We start from the raw sequence: 6000 nt of genomic DNA, 5'->3' as shown, positions 1-6000 counted from the left end.
ATGCTGATAATGCAGATATTCACCTGATTGACGGCTTTCCAATTGATGTCGCTGTAAGGACAAGAGCGCCCAGAAGCAAAGTCTTTAAAGGGGAGGCTGGCTACGGTTACTGTGCCTCAAAGAATAAGCATTTCTACGGATTTCAGGGRCATCTACTGGTTGAAGCTCGCGGTATTCCCGTTGGATTTACGCTGACTGCCGCTAATATTGATGAGCGTGACGCTGCTTATGACATGATGGATATCATTGCCGGACTTTTGTTAGGTGACAAAGGGTATATACGACCAGAGTTCAAAGAAGACTGCCGGGGGTTAGGTATCGACCTACAGACACCACTAAGAAAAAACATGAAAGATGATAGACCAAAGTCGTTTGTGAAATTAATCATGCGGGTACGACGGAGGATTGAAACAGTTATTGGCCAGCTGGCAGAACAATTTGAAATCGAAAGGTGCCGTTGTCGAGACAGGTGGCATATGACTTCGCGTATAGCCAGGAAGCTTTTGGCACACAATATGGGTTCATATCTGAATATCAGTGCAGGGAAAGCACCGATTCAGTTTGAAAGCCTGATTGCTGCTGCTTAAAAATCAGTGAAACTCCACTTTGGTACAGCTTTTAAAGTTTTAGTTGGACTTACTTCCATGCAAAGTTAAAAATCTGCAAGTCGAACATCGCGTATCTTTATAAGTAGTTATTAATCATCTCTCCTGCTGCTGAGGGCTCGTTGCTATCGGGTTCTCAGTTACATTATGGTTGTTAATTCTACCTCTGGGGTGTTCGTGCTATCTGCCTGCAATGCAGAGGTGTGATTGAACTTTATCCCTGTAAACCAAGAAGCTGAATGTGACAGCTCCTTGTAATCAGTGGCTCCTTGCTACTGAAAAGTCCGCCAGATCTGCCATAGCTGAACTGAACTCACTGTCTGCTAGTTTCTGCAGGCAGTGTTTAGCCTTTTCAGCAAAGTCTCTGGCTTTAGCTGCGGTGTAATCCAGTGCCCCACAACTTTGAACCGCAGCAATGACTTCTTCAATTTTTTCCCGGCCACCTTGTTCAATGGCTTCACGAACCAGTGTTTGTTGCGCTGGTGTTCCATGCTTCAGGGTATAGATTAGCGGCAGAGTTGGTTTGCCTTCGGCCAGATCATCCCCCAGATTTTTGCCCATGGCTTCAGCATCGCCGGTGTAGTCCAGAAGGTCGTCGATCAGCTGGAAAGCGATACCAAGATAATTGCCGTAGTCGGCCATATTCTTTTCAAGTTCAGGGCTGACCTTGCAGAGAATGGCGGCAGTTTGGCACGAGGCCTGAAACAGCATGGCCGTTTTGCAGCGAATCACTTCCATGTAATCTTCCTCGGAGAGATCAGCATCATGGATATTTATCAGCTGCATGACTTCACCTTCAGCAATCACATTCGTGGCTTCAGAAAGAATATGAAGTAATTTAAAGTTCTCCAGCCCCACCATCATTTGAAACGCTCTGGAATACAGGAAGTCGCCTACCAGAACACTGGGCGCATTACCCCATAAAGCATTTGCAGTATCTTTGCCGCGGCGAAGGTCCGACTCATCCACTACATCATCATGGAGCAATGTGGCGGTGTGCAGGAACTCGATAATGGCCGCCAGCGGAATATGATGGTGGTCGTTATAACCGCAGGCTCTGGCGGTTAACAGCACCAGCAGAGGGCGCAGCCGCTTGCCGCCGGACTGAATAATGTACTCACCAATTTTGCTGACCAGCACAACGTCTGAGTGCAATTGCTTATGAATGCATTCATTGACTCTCTGGAAATCATCTTGAACGGCGATCTGAAAAGAAGCTTGTTGTTTGTCCGGCATCGGCTGGTTGCTTTGATGGGGGCGAAAAGAGGCATCGTATTTAGTGCTACTGCAACTGTCAATAGCACGGACTTCGGAAAGTAATGATACAGGGGTGTTGAGGTGGGAAATCCCTGCCTTATGGTGAATTCCGTAGCCCGTTGAATGCAGGGTTTGATATTAAATTGTCTTAACACTTGAAAGCAGAGCTGGACTTCCTTAAAATTTGCGCCCCTATCTGAAAATCCGGTGCGGTGTGCCGTTTTGTCATGGATTGTTGATAAGCTTCTGCTTTTAATGGCAAAGATTGTTCAACACATGAGGTGCCGCCCATCCCTGATGCTGTAAGGCATGTTCAGGTCTTATCGGGTTAAACCGGGAAGTGGTTTTTAGATAGCTAAAAATTCCATTGATTACTGCAGTCACTTGTTGGAATCGATGGATGCCTTTGACAAAGAGGCTCTTAAGGATTTTCGGAGATCAAATCATGTACGCAGTTATTAAAACTGGTGGCAAGCAATACCGCGTAACCGAAGGAGAATTCCTGAAGGTTGAGAAGCTGGACGTTGCTGCCGGTGAAAGCCTGGAAATCAGCGACGTTCTGCTGATCGCTAACGGTGAAGAGCTGAAAGTTGGTGCACCTCTGATCGAAGGTGCCAAGGTTGTTGCTGAAGTACTCAGCCACGGTCGCGGCCCAAAAATCAAGATCATCAAGTTCAAGCGTCGTAAGCACCACCGCAAGCAAATGGGCCACCGTCAGTGGTTCACTGAGCTGAAGATCACCAGTATCGCTGGTTAATAAATTGCTGATGGGTCCGATTACCGGATCTGTTGAAGACTTCTAAGGACGGTCTCTGGTGTGGTAGCTGGCGACAGGTCCGGGATAAAAGGAGAGCAAGATGGCTCACAAAAAAGCTGGCGGTAGTACTCGTAACGGTCGCGATTCAGAAAGTAAACGCCTTGGTGTCAAGATCTTCGGTGGTCAGGCTATCCAGGCGGGTGCCATCATCGTTCGTCAGCGCGGAACCAAGTTCCACGCGGGTGCTAACGTAGGTATCGGCAAGGATCACACCTTGTTCGCTAAAACAGCCGGTAAGGTTGTGTTTGAAGTGAAAGGTGCCAACAAGCGTAAATATGTTCGCGTAGTAGAAGCTGCATAATTGTGCTTTGATCATTAGCTCTGCTGATGGTCACTAAAAAGCCCCGCTGTTGCGGGGCTTTTGTGTATATAGGACAGTGCCTCCAAATGCATGCTTTTCGTAACCGTTTGACTGCGGTTGAAACGCTTTCCGTTATCCGTTGACCGTTGTCCGTAAAAGCTAATCCGCTTGTGCTTTTTACGGACAACGGACAACGGAAAACGGCCAACGGTGTTTGAGTATTTATTTGAAGGCATTGGCAGGTCGCAGTACTGCACTGACAGTTGCAGGAGAATTAGATTATGAAATTTGTAGATGAAGCAACAATCACGGTTCAGGCCGGCAAGGGTGGCAATGGCTGTCTGAGCTTCCGTCGTGAAAAATTTATTGAAAGAGGCGGTCCTGACGGCGGCGACGGTGGCGACGGTGGCAGCATTTATGTAATTGCTGAAAACGATCTGAACACGCTGGTGGATTTTCGTTATCAGAAACACTATCAGGCTCGCGGTGGTGAGTCTGGCCGTGGCCGTAACTGCACGGGTGCCAAGGGTGATGATGTTGAGCTGAAGGTGCCGGTGGGTACCACGGTTGTGGATAACGATACCGAAGAAGTTATCGGCGACCTGACCCATGTTGGTCAGCGCATTAAAGTGGCTCAGGGCGGTTTTCACGGTCTGGGTAACACCCGTTATAAATCCAGTGTGAACCGTGCGCCTCGTCAAACCAGTCCGGGTTCTGAAGGTGAACGTCGTGATCTTCGGCTTGAGCTGAAGGTGATAGCGGATGTGGGTTTACTGGGTATGCCGAATGCGGGCAAATCCACGTTTATTCGTGCGGTGTCTCAAGCGCGGCCAAAAGTGGCGGATTATCCGTTTACAACGCTGGTGCCAAACCTGGGCGTGGTGGCGGTAGATCGCCATCGTGGATTTGTGATTGCCGATATTCCCGGCTTGATTGAAGGCGCTGCCGAAGGTGCGGGTCTGGGTATTCGCTTTCTGAAGCACTTGGCACGTTGTCGTATATTGCTCCACCTTGTGGACGTGGCGCCTTTTGATAGTAGTGACCCTGCTGAATCAGCAAAGGCGATCATCAGCGAACTGGAACAGTTCAGTGAAACGCTGGCTGGTCGAGATCGCTGGTTGGTTCTGAACAAGGTGGATCTGCTGCCGGAAGATGAGCGTGAAGCGGTTTGTCAGCGCATTATTGATGAGCTGAACTGGGAAGGTCCGGTTTATCAAACGTCTGCCATTGGCGCGCAAGGCACAGAGATTCTCTGTCAGAACATCATGACCTTTATTGAAGAGCGTGCTCTGGAGCAAAAAGAGAACGAAGATTTGGCTCGCGAAGAAGAAGAACGCCTTGCCAAAATGGAAGCAGAAGCTCGTGAGCGCATGCGTCAAGTGGCAGAAGAGCGTCGTGCTCAGCGTGAAGCCAAGAAGGCTGCGAAGGAATCTGGGAATGACGATGACGATGACGACGATGATGATGATCATGATGTCGAGGTTTTCTACGTATGAGTGAGCGCAAGCGGTTACGGGCAACCCGCCGCTGGGTGATTAAAATTGGCTCCGCACTGTTGACCAACGAAGGTCAGGGGTTGGATCTCAGTCGTATGGATGGCTGGGTGAGCCAGATGTGTCACCTGCGGGATCAAGGGGTTGAGGTGGTTTTGGTGTCTTCCGGCGCGGTGGCTGCCGGAATGGAAAAACTGGGCTGGCAGGATAGACCGACAGCGCTGCATCAGTTGCAGGCCGCTGCGTCGGTGGGTCAGGCTCGTCTGGTGCAGGCGTGGGAAAACAGTTTCGAGAAGTTTGGCGTTCAGCCGGCTCAGGTATTGCTGACCCACGATGACCACAGTAATCGCAAGCGCTATTTAAATGCTCGCAGCACATTGCGAACATTGCTGGAAATGGGTGTTGTTCCCATTATTAATGAAAACGACGCGGTTGTGACCGATGAACTTCGTTTCGGTGATAACGACACGTTAGCCGCATTAGTGGCTAACCAGGTTGAAGCGGATGTTCTGGTGATTCTGACGGATCAGGATGGTTTATTCACCGCTGACCCAAGAAGTAATCCTGATGCAAAACTGATTGGTGAAGTGCAAGCGAAAGACTCTTCGCTGGATGCAATGGCTGGTGGTGGCAGTGGTCGCCTTGGTCGCGGTGGTATGCTCACTAAACTCAGAGCTTCTCGCCAGGCGGCGGCGTCCGGTGCGGCAACGGTGATTGTCGGAGGTCGTTCTGAAAATGCCATTACCCGAATTTTTGATGGTGAGCGGCTGGGAACGCTGCTATTGCCGGAAAAGGCGCCCATGGCCGCCCGTAAACAGTGGCTCCAAGGGCATTTGAAAACGGCTGGAGAACTGATCCTGGATGCCGGTGCGGTGCGAGTATTGCAAGGACAGGGAAAAAGCCTGTTACCTGTTGGTGTTAAAGCGTTAAAAGGTGATTTTTATCGCGGTGAGATGGTTGCCTGTATTGATGAGACCGGCAACGAAATTGCCCGGGGGCTGATTAATTACAATGCCAGTGAGACAGGGCGAATTGCCGGAAAAGCCAGTCATCAGATTGGTGAGGTTCTTGGTTATCAGCGTGAGCCGGAATTGATCCACCGGGATAACATGGTATTGTCTTGATGCTTGTATTCCCGGTGAGCCGTTTGGTGCTATTACTGTGAGGTTTTGAAAGCGGGCCGTGACGTCGTTCCTGTGGCGTTCAAGGGGTGTCGTCCATTACAATGCGCCTGGTGTTGTACAGAAAAACCGCAAACCCCGGATGGGTTTCACCGGATTCTGTTTCTTTGTTCTTGGTATAAAATGCTTCAAATTCCTTGTATTTAAAGGTGTTAGAAGTTTTCTCCGCCAATAAGGCACTTTGCTGATATGGTTCTCAGGCGCTTGCTGACGATCCGGAGTTGAAAGAGTCCCCTGTCAGAACTGACATTGCATAGGGATTTTCTGGATTAAGTTTCTCGCACACTTTTTCAAAAAAATGCTGGAGAGATCTTTTTGGGATTCCACCACAGCGGTGTGTGCTTTT

At 49.4% G+C, this 6000-nt stretch carries 6 protein-coding genes; 5 read left to right on the top strand and 1 reads right to left on the bottom strand.

Annotation, left to right across the window (positions count from 1 at the left end; genetic code table 11):
* Positions 1–587, top strand: a 587-nt coding sequence (locus AKL11_RS15170) for an IS982 family transposase (RefSeq protein WP_157673629.1), incomplete at its 5' end; no start/stop codon positions are given.
* 276 nt (positions 588–863) lie between these two features.
* Here the strand turns inward: AKL11_RS15170 and ispB are convergent.
* The gene (ispB, locus tag AKL11_RS15165) at positions 864–1841 is read right to left on the bottom strand and encodes an octaprenyl diphosphate synthase (protein ID WP_067518943.1); all 978 of its coding nucleotides are present in this window, start codon (positions 1839–1841) and stop codon (positions 864–866) included.
* Between the two features lie 466 nt (positions 1842–2307).
* Here ispB and rplU point away from each other — a divergent pair, with 466 nt between their 5' ends.
* From rplU to proB, 4 genes are all read left to right on the top strand, one after another.
* On the top strand, positions 2308–2619 hold the full coding sequence (gene rplU, locus AKL11_RS15160) for a 50S ribosomal protein L21 (RefSeq protein WP_067518940.1): 312 nt from the start codon (positions 2308–2310) through the stop codon (positions 2617–2619).
* Between the two features lie 100 nt (positions 2620–2719).
* Complete coding sequence (rpmA, locus tag AKL11_RS15155) at positions 2720–2980, top strand: 50S ribosomal protein L27 (protein ID WP_067518938.1); 261 nt, start codon at positions 2720–2722, stop codon at positions 2978–2980.
* Positions 2981–3261: 281 nt separating this feature from the next.
* Complete coding sequence (gene cgtA / locus AKL11_RS15150; RefSeq protein WP_067518936.1) at positions 3262–4476, top strand: Obg family GTPase CgtA; 1215 nt, start codon at positions 3262–3264, stop codon at positions 4474–4476.
* Positions 4473–5597, top strand: coding sequence for a glutamate 5-kinase (gene proB / locus AKL11_RS15145; RefSeq protein WP_067518934.1), 1125 nt, complete (start codon positions 4473–4475; stop codon positions 5595–5597). Before cgtA ends, proB begins: the two co-directional genes overlap by 4 nt.
* The last annotated feature ends 403 nt before the right edge of the window (positions 5598–6000 follow it).

The sequence above is a fragment of the Endozoicomonas ascidiicola genome (assembly GCF_001646945.1).
Classification (GTDB): Bacteria; Pseudomonadota; Gammaproteobacteria; order Pseudomonadales; family Endozoicomonadaceae; genus Endozoicomonas; species Endozoicomonas ascidiicola.
This window is presented reverse-complemented; position numbering and strand designations above follow the sequence as displayed.